Source organism: Hymenobacter sp. (assembly GCF_036387835.1).
Lineage (GTDB): Bacteria > Bacteroidota > Bacteroidia > Cytophagales > Hymenobacteraceae > Hymenobacter.
In genome coordinates this window covers 1-18,415 of sequence record NZ_DASVSY010000007.1, presented here as the reverse complement: position 1 = coordinate 18,415, position 18,415 = coordinate 1, and the positions used below count along the sequence as shown (strand labels likewise).

Below are 18,415 nucleotides of genomic sequence, written 5' to 3'. Positions count from 1 at the left end.
GTAGCTGGCACCGTAAATCCCCACTGACGAATGCCACAGAACGAAATACTTTGGTTGGCTTCACTAAGAGCCTATGCGAACCGAGTGTGCGTAGGGCAGCTTAACGGCCTCCCCTGATCTGGTGTCCGTTAAGCCGCTTTTCACTGCTTAATTCTTGCGGGCTTCGCCGTCGGTTTTCACTACGTCCAGGATGGGCTTGTCGAGGCTGGCGAGTTTGTCTTGTTGGGGTTTGAGCAGCTCCAGCACCACCACTTCGTTGGCGCCTTTTTTCAGCCACTCGGCGGGTACGTACAGGGTTTGTTGGGGGCCCACTTCCCAATAGCGGCCGAGGTTGTGGCCGTTGAGCCACACGCAGCCTTTGCCCCACTGGCTGAGGTCGAGGTAGGTGTCGGCGGGGGTGGCAACGGTAAAGGTGCCGCGCCGGAGCACGGGACTGTTGTCGGTAGCGGCAATTTTGCCGGGCGTTTTGGGAGCCGCGGCCACGCTGGCGAAGGGCAGGCGGAAATGCTGCCAGTTGGTTAGCTCGGTGCCCGCGAAAGTGACCTGCTCGGTGATGCCTTTGCGGTTTTGGTTGAGGAAGGGCCCGAAGTTGAGGCGGCCCAAGTTTTCCACCAGAATGTCGAGCCGGACGGTGCCTTGGGGCAAGGTCAGCTCCACTTGGTCCTGGCCGAGGCGGCGGTCCAGGGTGGCTACGCGCTGGCCGTTGACCATGATTACGCCGTAGTCGCGCAGGTCTTTGATGCTGAGTACGCCCTTGCGCCCACCCTGCACCTCGGTGCGGTAGAGCACGAAGCCGTAGTCCTGGTTCAGCGCCTCAAACGACTGCGGCTTGGCGTTTACAAGGGGCTTGGGCAGGTTGGCCAGCAGGCTGGTGGCCGAGTTCATGTTGATGGCCGGAATGCGCATAGACGGCTTGGCGGCCGGCACCGGGGGCAACTTGGCGCCTTTCGGCAAATACTTTTCAATCACCTGCCGGAAGGCCATGAACTTGGGCGTGGCATTGCCGGCCTCGTCGAGGGGCGCGTCGTAGTCGTAGCTGCTGATTTGGGGCTCGAACTTGGTGCCTTCGCCCTTGTAGTTGGCCCCGTTCATGAAGCCCCGCGTGGTGCCGCCATGAAACATGTACATGTTGATGGAGATACCCGCTGCAAGCACTGAATCGAGGCGGGGCGTGTACTTGGAAGCCGGCACGGTGTGGTGCGGGGTGCCCCACCAGTCAAACCAGGCCGGGTACCACTCGGAAATAAAGAACGGCCCTTTGCCGCCGTGGTAGGTGCGTACCAGCTTTTTCACCTCATTGGGCTTGTCGAGGCCGTTGATAGCCGGGAGCAAACCCGGTAAGTGACCTTCCTTCACCTTATCGGCCGGGTCGCAGGTGTAAAGCAAGCCGTCGAAGCCGGCTTCCTGAAACATCTTGCGGTTGAGGGCCAGGTAGTCTTTGTCGCTGGCGTAGAAGCCGTACTCGTTTTCCACTTGCACCATGAGCACCGGTCCGCCGTGGTTGACTTGCAGCGGCGCCAGCTGCTTGGCCACTTCCTTCAGGTAGCGGCCGTACGCGGCAATGTATTTGGGGTCTTTGCTGCGCACTACCAAGTCTTTTTCCTTCTGCAGCCAGTACGGGTAGCCACCAAACTCCCATTCAGCGCACACGTACGGGCTTGGCCGCAGCACCACCCACAGGCCTTCTTCCTGGGCCGTTTTCACGAAGGCGGCAATGTCGTTGTTGCCGGTGAAGTTGTACTTGCCGGGCTCCGGCTCGTGCAAATTCCAGAATACGTAGGTGCCTACCGTGTTGATTCCCATCGCCTTGGCCATTTTCATGCGGTGCCGCCACGCCTCGCGCGGAATGCGCGGGTAGTGCATCTCAGCCGAAATCATCTGGAATGGCTTGTTATCGAGCAGGAAGTTCTCGTCGCCGAGGGCGAAGGTGTGCTTGGCCGTAGTGGCTTTGGTTTGGGCTTGCGCCGCTGAATTCAGGGTCAGGCTGCTCAGCAACAAAGCCCCTATCATGCACTTGTGTATCATGCTCTATAATTGTTTGCTGAAGTGTTCTAGGTCCCACTGCTCCATCCAATCGATGGCGGGCTGATTGTTTTTGAACTGCACGGGCAGCCACAGGTAGCGGCTATCTTTCAAGTCTTTCGGATTCCAACGGTCGGCCATGAAGATAAACGCATCTTTTTTACCCGGCACCGGCAGCACATACGTCGATTGTCCGCCGAAGGTGAGTTTGGCGTTGGGCCCGCTCATGGGGTCGCCGAGCAACTGCCAGGGTCCGAACAGCTTGTCGGCCACGTGCAGAGAAGCTTCGTTGGGCGCCCACCCGGTGCAGCCGCTGGTGATAAGGTAGTACTTGCTGCCCTGCTTAAACAAGGCCGGCGCCTCGCGGTGCTTGGCAAACAGCAGCGAGTCCTGCGGGGTGGCCGTCAGGTAGTCGTCGGAGAGCCGGGTCAGGCGCAGGTCGTAGTTTTCGCGGCTGGAATAGATGTGGTAGGCCGCCCCGTCGTCATCGACATACAAACCCATGTCGCGCGACATGTTGCCGTTGGGTCGGAAGCTGCTTGCGTAACGAAACGGGCCGGTGGGCTGGTCGGCCACGGCCACGGCAGCGCGGGCAGCCTTGTAGCCCTGGCCCTTTAGCTCCAAGTGAAACCACATCACGTACTTGCCGGTCTTCTGGTTGAAGATCACCTTGGGGCGCTCCATCAAACAGCCGGCCGCAATGTCACTCTGCGCATCGGTGGCCGGGGCCAGGGCCACGCCCTCGTACTTCCAGTTGTACAGGTCTTTCGAGGAATACACGTTCACGCCTTCCTCCTGGTGCTGCGCCCGTTTTTCGCCGTACCAGTAATACGTGTTGCCCACCAGCAGCACGCCGCCCCCGTGGGCATTGATGAGGTTGCCGTCGGTGTCGTACCACAGTTCGCCGGGCTTGAAGGCGGTGTTCTTGGCTTTGGCAGCCGATGGTGCAGGTTGGGCCACAGCCAACGGGACCTCCGTCGAAAAACCGAGTGCAAGCAGAACCGGCAGAAAGTATTTCATGGGCTGTGAGCCTGAGCAAGCAGGCGGTTAAGATTAAACTAAAACGTATTAGCAGACCACCAACGAGGTTGTGCGGGCGGCTAACACTGCGGATTGCTTTACAGTTGAAACAGGGAGCGTTACTTCTTCCGGTAGTCCTTATCGGGTAGCTCAAAGCTAGCGCCAACCCGCCACCAGCACCGGAATACTTTTCAGCAAAAAGGGGACTGAATTGCCAGTTGGCGTTTTCTGCCGACGGCCGGCAACGCAGCCCCCGTTCTGCTTACACCTTACAACATATTGACACATCACTTAGTAAAACACTGGTAATAAAGTAATTATCAATATCCCGGATTCTGCCTCATTAGCGGCATCTTCCGGATTTCATTGTCGGTGATGGGCATCAGGTATTGGGCCGGCTTGAACACGTGCAGGCGCACCGAGTTGGTGACGTTGTAGGTGTAGGTGAAGTTGGGCGCGGCCCCGCCGCGCGTAATCTGCATGCGCTTGTTGTAGCCGTTGTTGACGGCCACGGCGATTTTCCAGCGCCGAATATCGTTCCAGCGGTGGTCTTCAAACGCCAGCTCGATGCGCCGCTCGTTGCGAATAACCTCCCGCATCTGGTCCACGCTCATCCCTACCGGCAAACCGTACATGTTGTTGGCGCCCGGCTCGATACCGGCCCGCTCGCGCAGCTCAATCAGCTTGGGGTAAGCCAACTGCGGCTGACCGGCTTCGTTGATGGCCTCGGCGTAGTTGAGCAGGATTTCGGCGTAGCGCATCAAAGGCCAGCCCCGCTCGGTTTGGCCGGGGCTGTTGTTGGCCAGGTTCTCGTCGCACATCTTGCGGCAGAAGTAGCCCGTGCGCTGCCCGGCCGGCGTGAAACCGTCGTTGGGGGCGCCGTCATAGGTCAGCACCTCCTCTAGCCGCCCCGTCGACTGCAGGAAATACCGCGACGTGTTGTAGATGATGGTGTAGCCGAAGCGGGGGTCGCGGTTGGCATACGGGTTGCGCGGGTCGTAGCCCGAAGTGGGGTCGGTAATCGGCTTGCCATTTTTCATCGGGAAAGCTTCCGCGATGTTGTGGGTGGGCATGGAGTACGTGGCGCCCGAACGAGTGGGCGGCAGGTAGTAGCCTTCGAAATCCTTGTTGGGCGTCCGGTAAAGCGCAAAAATGTACTCCGGATTCACGCGCCGCAGAAACACCTGGTAGAAGCCGTTGCCCGGCCGGGTATTGTCGCGGTACAGCGAGTACTGATTGGAGTTGATAACGGCCAGCGCTGCATCGGCGGCGCGCTGCCAGTGCGCTCCACTGTAGGTAGGGTAGCTGACAATGGCCTGCAGCTCCGGGTCGGTGGTTTCGGCGCCGCCGTTGAAGAGCGGGCTGGCGGCGTACAACAGCACCCGCGACTTAAGCGCCTGCGCGGCTCCTTTGGTGGCCCGGCCGTAGTTTTGTTCGGTGTAGCCGCCCGGACCCGCGGCGGCGGTAGGCAGGATTTCGGCTACGGCATCCAGCTCACTCACCAAATAGTCGACGCACTCGGCGTAGGAGTTGCGGGGGTAATTGGGGAAGTCGGTGATGTCGAATACCTCGTCGCCAATTAGCGGTATGCCGCCGTAGTTGATGAGCAGATGGTGGTAGTACCAGGCCCGCAGAAACCGCGCTTCGGCTGCTACTCGCCGCTGCGTGCCCGCCGAAAGCGGCGTGGTAGGCAGCTTCTGCAAAAACAGATTCACCTTGCGGATATTGGTGTAGGGATTGTTCCAGAGGGCGGCTATTTCGGGGCTGGTTTGGCCCGTTAAAGCGCTGAGTGAGCCGTTGTAAAGCAACACCGCCGCCTGAAAAGCGCCGCTCAAGCTATACTCGGCATCGTCGGTCGCCAACTCACTGTTGCCGTGGCTGCTCCAGCGGCCTTTGTCGAAGCTGTAGCCGACGCCGCTGTAAATATTCGACAGGAAGCCGATGGTCCGGATGCTGTCCGAGAAAACGGTGGCTTCGGTTATGGCGTTGGTTTTGGGTTCCAGAAAGTCGTCGGCATCAGAGCAGGACGTGGCCGCAACGGCCAGCGCCGCAAAAAGAAGTAGCTTTTTCATGGGTGGGAAGCCAGAATACTTTAGAAAGTGGCGCTAATACCGAAGTTGAGGATGCGCTGCGGCGGGTACGCCACCCGGTCGTTGTTGAGGGCAATTTCCGGGTCCACTTCGTAGCGCTTGGTTAGCTTGGTGAAAGTCAGCAGGTTGGAGCCGTTGGCATACACGCGTACCTGCGGCACGCCAAACCGCTCGGTGAAGCTGACGGGCAAGTCCCAATTGATTTGGGCGTTGCGCATGCGCAGGAAGTCGTTGGGAATCTGCCAGAACGTGGACGGGTAAGCATCGGCGTCGCTGAGGCCGGCCAGCAAGGTCAGGCGCGGATATTCGGCCGCGTCGCCAAGCTCGGGGGTCCAGGCTTTGGTATGAATCTCGGTAAGGTTGGAGGCAAAGGCTTTGATGCCTTCCCGAACCAAGCGAGTACTGCCGCCCCGCACGCCCTGAAACAGCACGCTCACGCTCAAGCCCTTGTAGCGGGCATTGAAGTCGAAGCCGTATATGTCGGTGGGCAGGTTGGGTAAGCCAACCACGGCCCTATCGAACTCGTTGATAATGCCGTCCTCGTTGAGGTCTTTGTACTTCAGGTCGCCGGGGCGGGCGGGCACCGGGGTGCGGGGGCTGTTGTCGATGTCGTTCTGGTCGCGGTAGTAGCCAATGGCCTCGTAGAGCAGCTCCTGCCCGATGCTGTTGCCGGTGAAGCGCTGGTAATCATACTGTTGCTGCGGCTCGTCCTGAAACAGAATCTTGTTTTTGGCAATCGAGTACTGCCCATGCACGCCCACCGACCAGTCGGGAGTAAGCTGCTTGCGGTAGGTAATTTCGTATTCCATGCCGCGGTTGTTTACCCGGCCCAGGTTCACCGGGGGCAAGCCCTGCCCAAATACGGCCGAAATGGTGCCGCGGCGGGTCAGGATGTCGAAGCGGTTGTTGTTGAAGTAGTTGACGCTGCCGGTCAGGTTGCTGTTGAACAGGCCGAACTCCACGGCCACATCCAGCTTTTTCTCTTTCTCCCAGGTCACGTTTTCGTTGGCCAATTGTCCCTCCGAAAAGCCCGGTAGCGGGTTGCTGGAGAAGCCGAAGTTGGCGCCAGGCGCGTTGTTGTAGTTTTGCTGGTAGTAGTAGCTGAACCCCGAACCCAAGGCGTCATTGCCGACCAGGCCATACGAGCCCCGGAACTTCAGCAAGTCCACGGCCCGGATGTGGTCCTTATAGAACGGTTCCTCCGACAGCACCCACCCCGCCGACACGGCCGGAAAGGTGCCGTAGCGGTTGTTTTTCGAGAAGCGCGTCGACCCGTTGTAGCCCGCATTGAACTGAAACAGGTACTTCTGCGCGTAGTCGTAGCCGATGCGAGTCGAGTAGCCCCGGAAGTTATTGGGGATATAGTTGTACACAACGTCGCCGGCCACCGATACCGAATTGCGATTCAGCAGACCTAGGCCGGTAACGTGGTGCTTGCCGAAGGTGCGGTCATAGTTCAAAATGCCCTGCACGTTGAGCACCCGGCGGCTGCTACGGGGGTCATAACTCAGGAAAAAGCGGCGCACCCGGTACACGTTGGGGTCGCGCGGCCGGTAGGTGTCGGTGGCCGGGTCGTAGATGAACGACGGGAACTGGTCGCGGTTCATGCCCCGGTCGTAGGCGTAGTCGCTGGTGTAGGATAAACGGCCGGTTAGGGTCAGGCCTTTGGTTACAAAGTCCAGCTTCTGCTTCACCGACACAATGCCGTTGATGTTGTTGGCATTGTTGCGGCTGTAGCCGTAGTTGGTCAGGCGGCCCACCACGTTGTTGGCGTTGTAGCCGGCCTGGTCGATCTGCCACTGGCTGAAGCCGTAGGAGCCATCGGGGTTGGTGATGGGGTAGGCAAATGGCGACAAGGCCAGGAAGCTGCTGTACTCGTAGAAAATGTCTTGCTTGCCCTGGATGTTGCCAAACACCGGGTTGTTGGTTTGGGCGAAGTTGCCGTACAAATCCACCCGCACATCGGTGCTTTTGGTGACGTTGATATCCAGGTTCGAGCGGTAGTTGTAGCGCTGGTGGTAGAAGTTGTTGTTGATGCCCTGGCCTTTGCCAAAGTTCTTCAGAATGCCGTTCTGGTAGAGGTAGCCCGCCGACACAAAGTACTTCACCCGGTCGGTGCCGCCCGACAAGTCGAGGTTGGCGCGGTACTGCTGGCTGAAGTCGCGGAAGAGCACCTTGCGCCAGTTCACGTTGGGGTGGCCGTAGGGGTCTTCGCCGGTTCGGAACAGCTCCAGGTCCCGCTCCGAGAAGCGCGGCTTGAAGTTGGGGTTGGGGTTGTTGGCGTTGTCGTTGATCTGGGCCTGGGTGTAGAGCGAGGCGCTCTGGTAGGCATCCAGGTACTTCGGAATCAGGGTGGGCTGCTGCAAGGCCGTTTCCAGGCGCACGCTCACCTTGGGCGGCCCGCTCTGGCCCCGGCGCGTGGTGACCACCATCACGCCGTTGGCCCCGCGCACCCCGTAGATAGCCGTGGTGGAAGCGTCCTTGAGAATAGTCAAACTCTCGATTTCGTTGGGGTCGAGGCGCGAGAACTGCTCGTAGGTGTACTCGATGTCGTCGACGATGATAAGCGGCTGGTTGTTGCCGTTGTAGGAGCTTTGGCCACGGATGTAAAAAGCCGCGCCGTCCTGCCCGGGCCGGCCCGAGGTTTGCTGCGCGAAGAAGCCCGGCATCCGGCCCACAATCGAGTTCTGGAGGCTGGCCGTGGGGTTTTCCCGAATCTGCCGCCCACTCACCGAGCTCGACGAGCCCGTGGACGTAATCTTCTTCTGCTCCCCGAAACCAACTACCACTACTTCGTTCAGGCTCTGGTCTTTGGCAGCCAACGACACGTTGAGGGTGGTTTGGGTGCCCACCTTCACTTCCTTAGATTCGTAGCCAATGAAGCTGAACACCAGCACGCCTTCCTTGCCGCGGAGCGTAAGCTGGTAGCGGCCCTCCGAGTCGGTGGAGGCGCCGTTGGTGGGCGTTCCTTTTTCGATAACCGTAACGCCCGGCAGTTGCAGCTTGCCATCCGACACGACGCCCCGCACCACCTGGGCCTGGGCATAAGCTGCGGGGCTCATCAGCAGGGAAGCGCCGCAGGCAGCCACCGTTAGTACTATTTTATGCATAGAAGTAAGAGAAAAGCGGTGGGAAAACAAGACGAGCACCCGGCGTTGCTACCAGCCCGGATTCTGGATCAGGTTGCGGTTCTTGGTGGTTTCGTCGAAGGGGATGGGCAGGTAGTAGAGGTTGGGCTTGAACGTCATGGTGCCCACCTGCTGGCGGTTGTAGGTGAAGGTGGTGCCGTTGCGAACGATCTGCATGCCGTAGAGTGGACCATTAAGGGCCGTCTCGGCAATCTTCCAGCGGCGCACGTCCCAGAAGCGGTGCTCCTCGAACGCCAGCTCAATGCGCCGCTCGTTACGAATCAGCTCCCGCGCCTCGGTCTGATTGATGGGCGTCTTGATGCCGTAGCGCATGTTGGCGCCCGCCGTAATGCCGGCCCGCTTGCGTAGCTCAATTAGCTGCGTGACGGCATCGGAGGTGCGGCCCACCTCGTTGAGGGCTTCGGCATAAGTGAGCAGCGTTTCGGCGTAGCGGAAAAGTGGAAAGTTGTGGCTCTGGTTGGTGTAGGTGGTGGTGTTGCTGAAGTCGGCCATGAACTTGCGCAGGTAGTAGCCCGTGCGCGTTTGCACCAGGCTGCCGCCGGGCCGGTCGCGGCCCCCGTCAAAGGTTTCCACGGGGCGGGTCAGCCAGCGCGCACCGTTGATAAACACCGTCAGGGCCAGGCGCGGGTCGCGGTTGGTGTAGGGCGCCGAGGCGTTATAATCAGCTCCAGCTTCGGTGATGGCGCGGCCGGTAAGGGTCGGGAAGGCATCGACCAGGTTTTGGGTGGGGCTGGTCAGGCCCTGACTGGCGGTCGGGGCCGCGTAGCCCACCGGCGCGTTCAGGCTTTCAATATTGGTGCTGTTGCCCGACTGCTTGGCCAGAATAATCTCCGTGTTCTTCTTAACGATGAAGACGTTGCTGAACGAGGGCTGTAAGGCGTAGTAGTTCAGGGCGCGCAGCTCCTCGCAGCCCGCTAGTACGCGCTGCCAGCGGCTGGCATCGGGGGTGGGGTAGCCATTGAGGTCGGAGCCGTTGAGCGGGTCGCCGTTGTTGAGCGGACTAGCGCCGTAGAGCAGCACCCGGGTTTTGAGAGCAATGGCCGCCCCGCGCGGAATCCGGCCCCAGTCGCTGTCGGGAATGGGCTCGGGGCGCAACAGGCCCTTGATGTCGTCGCACTCGCTCACAATGTAGTCTACGCACTCAGCGTAGGTGTTGCGGGGCAGTTCCAGGTCGTCGTCTTCGGTTAAAATCCGGTCCCCGATCAGGGGCACGCCGCCGTAGCGCTTGAGTAGCTCAAACCAGAGCATGGCCCGGATAAAGCGCGCCTCGGCTTTCCACCACTTCAGGTTGTCGGCGGTGGTGGGCACCTTGTCTACGTTGGCCAGAAAGATGTTGACCCGCCGGATACCCGCGTAGCTGTTGCCCCAGTACGGGTCGGGGTTGTTGATGGCGCTGACGGTGCCGTTGGTGTAGTATTCCACGGGCCGGTTGAAGCGCGAGGGAACCGCCTCGCCGGCCCCGGCCTCCAGAAAGTCGCCGTTGCCGCCACTGATGCGGTTGAAGCCGCCGGGCAGGTAGTTGTAGATGTCGTTGAGAAACCAGGCGGCCAGGGTGGCGTTCTTGTCTTTCTCGTCCCACATCAAATCTTCCTGAATAAAGTCGCGGGGCTCGGTTTCCACCCGCTTGCAGGCCGTAGTAGCCCAGGCCAGCCCCAGGGCCAGCACACTGATGCGTAAGGTATACTTCATGACGAGGGCGGGCTTAGAGTTGCAGGTTCAACCCCAGGTTGAGGGAGCGTTGCTGTGGGTAAGACCCATTGAAAGACTCCGGGTCGATGCGGTCAATTGAGCTGAAAGTCAGCAGGTTGGTGCCGCTGGCAAACACCCGCAGGCCCTGCACCCGAAAGCGGCTGCTGATTACCAGGGGCAGGGTATAGCCGATCTCCAGGTTCTTGATGCGGGCGTAGTTGCCCGGGCGCATCCAGTAAGAGGAAACTGCATAGTTGTTGACTTGGGCCCCCAAGCCCAGGCGCGGAAAACTGGCGTCGGGGTTGTCGGGCGTCCACCGGTCGAGGTGCTGCTCGAAGGCCTGCCCGAAGCCGCCGTTGAGGAAGGCGTACTCGGTGGGGCCTTGCAGGTAGCGCCTGCGGTTCAGCACGCCTTGCAGCAGCACCGACATATCCAGGCCCTTCCAGCGCGCGCCCAGGGCAGTTCCCACGGGTATGCGGGGTTTGGCAGTACCAATGCGCGTTTCGTCGAACTGGTTGATGATACCGTCGCCGTTCAGGTCCCGGTACCTGATGTCGCCGGGTTGGGGCACGTAGCCTTGCAGAGTAGCCGCACCATTGATTTCGTCCTGGCTCTGAAACAAACCTTCGGCCTGATAGCCAAAGACCTGCCCGATGCGCTGGCCGGTGCGCTGCATCCAAGGGTAGGCCCGGTCCACTTCGTCCATGTAAAGCACCTCCGTGCCTTGCAGGCTCAGATTGCCGGTCAGGTAGTAGCTGAAGTCGCCCACGGTTTGCTGCCAGTTCAGCTGAAATTCCCAGCCGTCGTAGAGGTTGCGGCCCAGGTTTACGGTGGGGTAAGTGTTGCCCAGGATGGCGGTATTGCGGCCCCGCTGCATGAGCAGGTCGTAGAACGTCATGCGGTAGTATTCGGCCCGGAAGCCCAGGTGCTGGTTGAGCACCGCCGCCTGCACGCCCAGGTTCAGCTTGCGCGCCATTTCAGGCCGGATGTTGCGGCTCGCCAGCGGCTGCTCGGTGATGGACGTGTTGGTGGCCGCCCCCGTCCCGAACACCGCGCCCGGCGAGTCGAAGTAGGTTTGGATGTAGCGGAAGTAGCCGGGGTTGTCGTTGGCCGTCAGGCCAAACGAGCCGAACAGCTTCAGCTGCGACAGCCAGGTTTGGCTCTGCAGAAAGTCTTCGCGCGTCATGTTCCAGGCCACGCCCACGGCCGGCAGCAGCGTGTACAGGGTGGTGCCGCCCTCGGGGTAGCGGTTCGAGCCGTTCAGGCCGAAGGCGCCTTCCAGCACGTACTTCTCGCGGAAGTTGTAGGCCACCCGCCCCGACAAGCCGGTGATGGTGTACGGCAGTTCGGAGCCCGTTACCGAGTTGTTGCGGTTGCCGAGCACCACCGCGCTTATCCCGTGCACCCCAAAGGTGTGGTCGTAGCCCAGCGCGGCCTCCAGATAATCGGTGCGGCCCTGGTAGGCCACCGACGAAAAGTTGGTTTGGTCGCTGTTGACGCCGTATTGCTGATAGGTGGTCGGCTGGAAAACCGCGAAGGTCTTCACCCGAAACAGGTTCTCGGAAAGCGTGGCGTAGTACGAGCCAATGGCGCGCACCCAAAGGCCGGGCGTTATTTCGTCCAGGGTCCGCTTCAGGTGGAAGTCGGCCAGCATGTCGCGCTTGTAGTTCTGCTGGTAGCCCGAGCCCACGGCCTGGCCCCACATATTGGTTTGGTACTGCTGGTTGCCCGCGTACCGGCCATCTTCGGTGTAGATGGGGTAGGCGTTGGCCGGCGTGTTGAACAGGTTGAACAGGATGGAGTTGGTGCCAAACCCGGGCTCGTTGGTGTTTTGAATACGCCCGAGCAGCCCCACCCCGCCCGAGAGCTTGGAGTTCAGCTGCAGCTCGACATTGGAGCGCAGCGAGTACGACTTGAAGTAGTTGGTGGTGTTGTACTTGTTGATGTCACTTTCCTTCACCAGCCCGGTTTGATTCAAGTGCTCGAGCGACACAAAATAGGTGGAGAACTTGTTGCCGCCGCTGGCGCTGAAGGTGTAGCGGTCCAGCCGCGACGATTTTTTGAGCAGCTGCTGGCGCCAGTCCACGTTGGGGTGGCCGAGGGGGTCGGAGCCGTCCTGGTAGGCTTGCAGGTCGGCGTCGGTGTAGGCAGGGGCTTGGCTGTCGTTGCGGCGGGCTTCGTTGTTGAGTAGGGCGTAATTATAGGCATCGAGGCCCTTGGGCAAACTCAGGGGCTGCTGCGAGGCACTCTGCGCCGTAAACGAGATGCGCGGCCGGGCTGGCGTGCCCTTGCGGGTAGTAACCACCAGCGCCCCGTTCGAGGATTTCACGCCGAGCATAGCCGTGGTCAACGCATCCTTGAGCACCGTCACCGACTCAATCTCCTCCAGATCAAACACGGTGAGCGGCCGCGGAATCCCGTCGATAATTACCAGCGCCTCGTCGGTGCCGCGCAACGACACGCTTATGCCATCGGCCCCGGGCTGCCCAATTCCCTGGTTGACCGCAAAGTTGGGGACTTGGTTGATGGTTAGCCCGGCCACGCGCCCTTGCAGAGCGCTCTGAAACGAGGTAACCGGCAGCTTTTGCAGGTCGTTGTAGTAGATGGTTTGGGCGGAGCCAGCCGTCAGGTCGGGGCGGGTTGACAGGTTGTTGAGCAGCCGCACCGGCTTGAGGCGCTCCACGGCCGGGTGTTTGGTGCTGAGCACAATCACCAGCGACCGGTTGGCGGCCACGGTGTACTCCTGCACCACGCTGCCAGAGGCGCGCAGCTCCAGCACGTCGCCGGTTTCGGCAGCGAGCTTGGCTATTCCAACGGCATCGGTTTGCACGGTGGCACTGCTGCGGCGGTTGAACACCGTGACGCCGGGCAGGGGCTCATCGTTTTCGTCGACCAGCAGCGGCCTAAGCAATTTACTTGCGGCGGTATCGGCGGGGGCTACCACCCGGGCGGTGGAGTCGGTGGGGCTGGCAGGCCGGACCGTCTGGCCATGCGCCAGCTGCGTCGTTGCTAGGGGCAGGGACGAAAGTGCCCCGTAAAAGAGTAAACGTTTTACTCTCATCTAGTAAGAAGGATGTCATGCCAGCTCGCGCCGAACATGGGTGGGAAAATAGATACCGAGGGCGGGTAGTCGGCAAGCTTAGTGGGGAGTAAGCTTGCTTTCTGGTTTAGGACATACCACGGGTGGCAGGAGGCAGCAAAGCAGATTATCAAGTATTGACTGCAGTAAAAGTAGCTTCCTGTTTCTCTCGTTTACGGGGTCATTTCCAGCAAAAAAGGGGGGCAAATCGGTTAGCACCTATCCGGAAATACTTTCTATAAATGCGGTTTTTAGTGCAAATAATCAATAGATTCTTACTTTAGTAACCGGAGCCAACCACGTGATTTATTGCTTGATCGAACCACGTCATGGCCTATCCAGCCGCCTCTCTCCTACCCGCTACCCATCCGCCCGTGCAGGTACCTTTGCCTATTAAGTGGTTACTCACTTTCCTCTCGTTTCTTTGCCTCGGCCTTGGCAGCGCCTGGGCCCAGAATGCGGCGGCCAGTGGGTTTCGCTTCGAGCACCTAACCGTTGATCAGGGCCTTTCGCACAGCGACGGCATGGCCGTGACGCAGGATCAGGCCGGATTTATCTGGGTAGGCACCAACCGGGGGCTGGACCGCTACGATGGGTATAGCCTGAAGCAGTACTCCTTGCCCGTTAATCAGCAAAGCCGTATTTCCGGCAATCGCATTAAAGTGGTGTACACTGCCCCCAACGGCCGGTTGTGGGTGGGGGCTGAGCGCTCGGGTCTTAGTTTCTACGACGCCGACCACGACACTTTTCTTGGCTTCGATGCGCACTATGTGCCGGCAACTTACCGGCCCCTGGCCCGGCTGCTGGCCCAATCCGATGTCACGGCCATTACCGCCGACCCGCAAGGACGCTTGTGGGCGGCCACCTATCGCGACGGCTTATTTGTGCTGAGCTTCAACCAGCAGGGCCAGTTGCAACAACTTCAGCAGCTTCCGCCCCTGGTGAACGGCCAGTCCTCGTTGCGCTGGATAACTAGCCTGGCCCTCGACCCCGAGGGCAACCTGTGGGTGGGTACCCTGGGTGCGGGGCTGCGCCTGGTCCGCACCACGGAACCCGGCCTGCCTGTGTTAGCCACCGGCCTTACCACCGCTATCCGGATCCTGCACCTCGACCAGCGCGGCGACTTCTGGATTGGCACCGACTGGCAGGTGTTCTGGGTGGCCGCGGCTAACCGGCGCACCCGGCGCGAACTGACCACTCACCCGCTGCCAGAGCGCCTTTCTATGCCCCAATCTATCCTACTGGATTCGTTTGGGCGGCTCTGGGTAGGCACCACGTACGGGCTGCACGTGTGGGAGGCCGGCGCCGTCACCAACCGCACGCCCCCGCTGCTGGCAACGCCCCCAACCTCGTTTCTACCCCAAGACGGCGAGCCGTTCAGCATCAATTCCGAGCGGATACACCAGATTTTCGAGGACCGCAACCAGATTGTTTGGCTGTGCGCCTCGGCCGGCGGCCTCAATAAAGTGGACTTGCGCCAGAAGCCTTTCGGCCGCATCCGGCAGCCGCTTATCGGCCGGCTTTCACGGTCCAACAACTACATCAATACCATCTATAAGGAGGAGGCGCAGCACACGCTCTGGTTCGGCACCCGCAACGGCATGGCCAGCTACGACCTGCGCCAACACACTTACCGTAACTACCTCAACCAGCAGGGCAACGGTACGCGCGGCATCGACGTATCGGCCATTTTCCAGACGTCGAACGGGACCCTTTGGTTTGGCACGCGCAACAACGGGCTGGTAACGCTGGTTCGCACGACCGGGGAGCCCAAGCTTACTACCTACACCGCCTTGCCGGATGGCACCAATTTAAGCCAGACCAGCATCGAGCGTATCACACAGGACAAGCAGGGCACTGTTTGGGTGGCTACGTTCTCGGCCGGGCTGCTGCGCTTTAGCGCCTCGGGCCAGTATCTGGGTGCCTTTCGGACCGACAACAGTGCCTTACCCACCAACCAGTTTACTTTCCTGCTCTACGACCAGGGGCGCGACGTATTCTGGGCCAGCACCCACGATGCCGGTTTACTGAAGCTGCGCTTCGCTGCCGATTCGGTGCAGGTGCTGGGGCACTACCAGGCCGGCATCGGCAAGCCAAACAGCCTGCAAGTCAACTATGTGTGGCCGCTGCTGCTCGACGAGCAAGGCACGCTCTGGATTGGTACCATCGGGGGCGGACTGCACCAGCTCGTGACCGACGCGCAGGGCCGGGAAACTATCCGCTCGTACGCCAAGCAGCTGCCGGAAAGCGACGTGGAAAGCATTCTGGCCGACGACGCGGGCAACCTCTGGATGGGGGGCACCGGCCTTTACCGCTTCACGCCTCGCACCCGCCAGTACCTGCGCTACGACGTGGCCGACGGGCTGCAAAGCAACTCGTTTAAGATTGGGGCGGCCTGCCGGGCGCAGGATGGCACCCTGTATTTCGGCGGCATCAACGGCATCAACTACTTCCAGCCTCAGGCCATCCAAACCAACCCGTATCCGCCGGTGGTGCAGATTACAAGCCTGCGGGTCACCAACAAGCCCGTAACCGTAGGCAGCACGTTCAACGGGCGCGTGCTGCTGGAAAAAGCCTTATCCAAGCCGCAAACTGTCACCATCAAGGATGCTGACAACGACTTCGCGGTGGAATTTGTGGCCTTGAACTACACCAACCCGCAGAAAAACCGCTACGCTTACCGACTGGTGGGCTACAACGAGGAGTGGGTGTATCCGGCGCCGGGCCAGCGCACAGCCAGCTTCGCCAACCTGCCCGCCGGCCACTACACGCTACAAATAAAAGCCAGCAACGGCGAGGGTGTGTGGAGCCGGAAGTATGCCACGATGCAGTTCGAGGTGCTGGCGCCCTGGTGGCGAACCTGGTGGGCCTACTTGCTTTACGGCCTGGCTGCATTAGGTGTAGTGGCCCTGTACCGCCGCTTCGAGATGGCGCAGCAGCAGCTGGAAAACCAACTGGTGCTCAAGCAATTCCAGGCCGAAAAGGAGAAAGAGCTGACCGACCTGAAACTAGGCTTTTTCACCAACGTTTCGCACGAGCTTCGGACGCCGCTAACCCTGATTCTGGGGCCGATGGAGGAAATAATTGAGGCCAACGGCGCCGTTCCGGGTTTGCGCGACAAGATTCAGCTCATGCACAAGCAGACCCGCAAGCTGTTCGACCTGGTCAACCAGCTGCTGGACTTCCGCAAGGTGGAATCGGGCAATGTGCCGCTGCGGGCCACTTACGGCGACGCGGTGCAGTTTCTGCAGGACATCTACTTGGTTTTCAAGCTTAAAGCCGAAGAACGGGGCATAGCCTACACGCTGGATTTGCCGGCCGAACCCGTCCCTCTTTACTTCGACCGGAGCAAGCTGGAAATCGTGCTAACCAACCTGTTGGCCAACGCCTTCAAGTACACGTCCGAAGGCCGGGGTATCCGCTTTGCGGCCACGGTAATCGGGAATCCGGGGGGCGAAGCTGTGTTTCAGGAAGGGCAGCTCACCGGCAACTATCTGGAAGTTAATGTTTGCGACCAGGGCACGGGCATTAAAGCCGAAGAGCTCAGTCACATCTTCGACCCGTATTACCAGGCTTCCCACACCGACACGCTCCGCATGACCGGCACGGGCATAGGCTTGTCGTTGGTGAAGCAGTTTGCTGAGCGCCACGGCGGTACCGTAAGCGTGGAAAGCGTTGTGGGCGTGGGCACCACGTTCCGCCTGCGCCTGCCCTTCGGGCAAGCCCACCTCCGGCCCGGCGACATTCAACCGGAAGCCCCCACTTCCCCGGCGGAAACGCAGAAATTGTCTTTGCTGGCAGATGAAGTCACGCTGGAACTGTCGGCGGAAAACCTGCAATGCGCTTCTACCCTGCCACGCCTGCTGGTAGTGGAAGACAACGACGAGGTGCGCCAGTATCTGCAACAGCTGTTCGAGGCGGAGTACGAGGTGCTGCTGGCCGTCGATGGGCTCGAGGGGTGGGAACAGGCCCTGCTACACACGCCCGACTTGATTATCAGTGACGTGATGATGCCCCGCAGCGACGGATTGGAGCTGTGCCAGAAAATCAAGAAGCACCCCAAAACCGCCCACATTCCGGTGCTGCTGCTCACGGCCCGCACCGCCGCCCTGCACGAGCTGGAAGGCCTCGGCACCGGCGCCGACGACTACGTGAGCAAGCCCTTCAACCCGGCCCTGCTGCAAGCCAAAGCCACCACGCTGCTGCGCAACCGCAACAAGCTGCGTGAGTATTACCAGCGCCAAATTCTGCTCGAACCCACCGACGTAGTCATTGCCGACGCCGACCGGGAGTTTCTGGAAAACGCCATGGGCGTAGTGGAAAAGCACCTCGACGACCCTGGCTTCAGCGTGCAGGTGCTGGTGCGGGAAGTGGGCATGAGCCAGTCGGTGTTCTACCGCCGCATCAAGGGCATCACGGGCCAAACGGCGGTAGAGTTTATCCGCGACGTGCGCATGAAACGGGCCGCGCAACTACTGGCCCAAACGCGGCTACGGGTAACGGAAGTAGCGTTCCAGGTGGGCATTGAGGATGCCAAGTACTTCCGCAAAGCGTTCCAGAAGATCTTCACCTTGTCGCCCTCCGAATACGCCAAGCAGCACCGCCAAAGCCGCGAAGCCGCTTCCACCGCCTTGTAGCGTGGGCTGCCAGTGTCGATTCTCGTTGAACAGGTGTAGAGACGCCATACCTGGCGTCTCGTCGTTGAACGACTGGAACCGCGCCGTAGCAACGACCCTCAATAGCCTTGTTCTACGAGGCGCGAAGCCTGCGCTTCGCGCTACCGCCCACTGTGCGTTACAGGCCTGGAACTTGAAAATGGCCCTAAACCGGTATTTGGTTGAAAATCCCCCCTTATTCTCTGAAAATGGCCCCCTGGTTATTGCGAGTATCCGGCTAGTATTGCGGCTACTTCTTGCATTGCGGGCTGGTAGGTGTTCTGCCCGCGTCTTCCTTATCCGCTTCTCTACTGTTACAGTATGCCTGGTACATCCCGCTTCTTTCGCCTGCTTTTGAGTGGTCTGCTGCTCTCCTTCACCCTGAATGCTGTTAGCAGCTCCGCGCAGGCGCTTTCCAAAGCCGATGAAAAGCTATTCCAGCCGAAGTTTATTAAGAGCCAGCTATTGAAAGCCACCACGTGGCAGCTGGCCCACCCCAAGCACCCAAGCACCGACTGGACCAATGGGGCCTTTTACGCGGGCGTATTCGCCGCCTACGAAACCACGAAGTCCAAGCTGATTCTAGATTCGTTGCTGGCCATGGGGGAGCGGACCAAGTGGCGCCCCGGCCCCCGCTACGACCACGCCGACGACATTGCCATCTGCCAGACCTACCTCAACTTGTACCGGTTGAAAAAAGACCGGCGCATG

At 60.3% G+C, this 18,415-nt stretch carries 8 protein-coding genes; 2 read left to right on the top strand and 6 right to left on the bottom strand.

Going from position 1 to position 18,415, the window contains the following annotated elements; genetic code table 11:
• Positions 1 to 147: 147 nt before the first annotated feature.
• The 6 genes from VF639_RS00775 to VF639_RS00750 form a co-directional block, all read right to left on the bottom strand.
• A complete protein-coding gene (locus VF639_RS00775; RefSeq protein ID WP_331143992.1) occupies positions 148 to 2,025 on the bottom strand; it encodes a glycoside hydrolase family 35 protein in 1,878 nt (625 codons plus the stop codon).
• A 3-nt stretch (positions 2,026 to 2,028) separates the two neighbouring features.
• Positions 2,029 to 3,042, bottom strand: a complete 1,014-nt coding sequence (locus VF639_RS00770; protein WP_331143991.1) for a glycoside hydrolase family 43 protein — start codon at positions 3,040 to 3,042, stop codon at positions 2,029 to 2,031.
• A gap of 320 nt (positions 3,043 to 3,362) precedes the next feature.
• Positions 3,363 to 5,114 (bottom strand): RagB/SusD family nutrient uptake outer membrane protein, encoded by a 1,752-nt coding sequence (locus tag VF639_RS00765; RefSeq protein WP_331143990.1) that lies wholly within the window; start codon positions 5,112 to 5,114, stop codon positions 3,363 to 3,365.
• A gap of 20 nt (positions 5,115 to 5,134) precedes the next feature.
• The gene (locus VF639_RS00760) at positions 5,135 to 8,242 is read right to left on the bottom strand and encodes a SusC/RagA family TonB-linked outer membrane protein (protein ID WP_331143989.1); all 3,108 of its coding nucleotides are present in this window, start codon (positions 8,240 to 8,242) and stop codon (positions 5,135 to 5,137) included.
• Positions 8,243 to 8,290: 48 nt separating this feature from the next.
• Positions 8,291 to 9,970, bottom strand: a complete 1,680-nt coding sequence (locus VF639_RS00755; RefSeq protein ID WP_331143988.1) for a RagB/SusD family nutrient uptake outer membrane protein — start codon at positions 9,968 to 9,970, stop codon at positions 8,291 to 8,293.
• A 13-nt stretch (positions 9,971 to 9,983) separates the two neighbouring features.
• Complete coding sequence (locus VF639_RS00750; RefSeq protein ID WP_331143987.1) at positions 9,984 to 13,031, bottom strand: SusC/RagA family TonB-linked outer membrane protein; 3,048 nt, start codon at positions 13,029 to 13,031, stop codon at positions 9,984 to 9,986.
• A 347-nt stretch (positions 13,032 to 13,378) separates the two neighbouring features.
• On the opposite strand from VF639_RS00750, the gene VF639_RS00745 reads away from it, so the two are divergent.
• A complete protein-coding gene (locus VF639_RS00745; protein ID WP_331143986.1) occupies positions 13,379 to 17,686 on the top strand; it encodes a hybrid sensor histidine kinase/response regulator transcription factor in 4,308 nt (1,435 codons plus the stop codon).
• Positions 17,687 to 18,025: 339 nt separating this feature from the next.
• Positions 18,026 to 18,415 (top strand): glycoside hydrolase family 88 protein (locus VF639_RS00740; RefSeq protein WP_331143985.1); only part of this gene is annotated, 390 nt, incomplete at its 3' end.

What these genes read in the sequence shown, in the direction of transcription:
- VF639_RS00745 (WP_331143986.1), top strand. Translation starts at nt 13,379, where the DNA reads ATGGCCTATCCAGCCGCCTCTCTCCTACCCGCTACCCATCCGCCCGTG.
- VF639_RS00765 (WP_331143990.1), bottom strand. Translation starts at nt 5,114, where the DNA reads ATGAAAAAGCTACTTCTTTTTGCGGCGCTGGCCGTTGCGGCCACGTCC.
- VF639_RS00755 (WP_331143988.1), bottom strand. Translation starts at nt 9,970, where the DNA reads ATGAAGTATACCTTACGCATCAGTGTGCTGGCCCTGGGGCTGGCCTGG.
- VF639_RS00750 (WP_331143987.1), bottom strand. Translation starts at nt 13,031, where the DNA reads ATGAGAGTAAAACGTTTACTCTTTTACGGGGCACTTTCGTCCCTGCCC.
- VF639_RS00775 (WP_331143992.1), bottom strand. Translation starts at nt 2,025, where the DNA reads ATGATACACAAGTGCATGATAGGGGCTTTGTTGCTGAGCAGCCTGACC.
- VF639_RS00760 (WP_331143989.1), bottom strand. Translation starts at nt 8,242, where the DNA reads ATGCATAAAATAGTACTAACGGTGGCTGCCTGCGGCGCTTCCCTGCTG.
- VF639_RS00770 (WP_331143991.1), bottom strand. Translation starts at nt 3,042, where the DNA reads ATGAAATACTTTCTGCCGGTTCTGCTTGCACTCGGTTTTTCGACGGAG.